Genomic DNA, 737 nt, shown 5'->3' with positions numbered 1-737 from the left:
GGCTTTTTGGTTGAATGGGCAACTGGTTTTCCAAGTTACAATATGATGATACCAAGAAAAACAGCAACTTTCGCCGCAGCTTTAAAATATAATGGTATGAATACTGCATGGTTTGGTAAAAACCATAATACTCCCGATTGGGAAACTTCGGCTGTAGGTCCTTTTGACAGATGGCCGACAGGAATGGGTTTTGATTATTTCTACGGATTTAATAATGGTGAAACAGATCAGTATCATCCCATTATTTTTGAAAACACAACTCCAGTGGAACAACCTAAAACGCCCAAAGAAGGCTATCATTTTATGACAGACATGACCGATAAAGCTATCTCATGGTTACAACTTCAAAAATCTATTGCTCCGGACAAGCCGGTATTTATGTACTTTGCTCCGGGCGCTGTCCATGCACCTCACCAGGTATTTAAAGAATGGAAAGATAAATTTAAAGGTAAATTTGATCAGGGCTGGGACAAACAAAGAGAAATGACTTTCAAACGTCAAAAAGAAATGGGTATTATTCCTGCAGAAGCGAAACTCCCTGCAAGAAATCCTGATATTCAGCAGTGGGATAAGCTCAATGCAGACGAAAAGAAATTATACCTTGCAATGATGGAAAATTATGCAGGTTATATGGCTTTTGCTGATAGTGAAACAGGGCGCTTGCTTTCCGCTATCGATAAACTTCCGGATGCTGATAATACACTTATTTTTTACATTGTAGGAGATAATGGAGCCAG

General features: G+C 39.1%; 1 protein-coding gene. It reads left to right on the top strand.

Annotation, left to right across the window (positions count from 1 at the left end):
• The coding region (locus tag JC605_RS23630; protein ID WP_198858535.1) for a sulfatase-like hydrolase/transferase at positions 1-737 on the top strand (737 nt) is incomplete at both ends.

Origin of the sequence: Flavobacterium sp. IB48, assembly GCF_016405855.1 — a bacterium.
GTDB classification, from domain to species: Bacteria; Bacteroidota; Bacteroidia; order Flavobacteriales; family Flavobacteriaceae; genus Flavobacterium; species Flavobacterium ginsengisoli.
Note: the sequence above shows the minus strand (reverse complement) of the source record. Positions and strands in the feature narration are given on the sequence as shown.